The following is a 312-nucleotide window of genomic DNA, read 5'->3' as shown; positions in this document are numbered from 1 at the left end:
CGGAAGGCCGGCCTCGTCAACCGAAGTCCCAGGCGCCCCCACCTGCGGAACGGTGACCGTCGGCACGTCGTTGGTGCCGTTGATGGTGATCTCGACCGTTGTCGTCGAGGTGTCGCCGTCGCCATCGGTCAGCGTGTAGGTGAACGTGTCCGTCAGATGCTGGCCGGTGGTCAGCGCCTGGACCGCCGCGGCGCCGTTGTTGAGCGTATAGCTGTAGTGGCCGTTCGCGTCGATCGTGATTGAACCGTAGCTGCCCACCACGGCCGAGCCGACATGGCCCGAGGCCGATGCAACCGTGCCCGCTTCGACGCC

The 312-nt window shown here is 67.0% G+C and carries 1 protein-coding gene; it reads right to left on the bottom strand.

Going from position 1 to position 312, the window contains the following annotated elements:
- A partial coding sequence (locus tag EN943_RS37465; RefSeq protein ID WP_164778631.1) for a VCBS domain-containing protein occupies nt 1-312 on the bottom strand: 312 nt, incomplete at both ends.

The organism is Mesorhizobium sp. M7A.F.Ca.US.006.01.1.1, assembly GCF_003997935.1.
Classification (GTDB): domain Bacteria; phylum Pseudomonadota; class Alphaproteobacteria; order Rhizobiales; family Rhizobiaceae; genus Mesorhizobium.
This window is presented reverse-complemented; position numbering and strand designations above follow the sequence as displayed.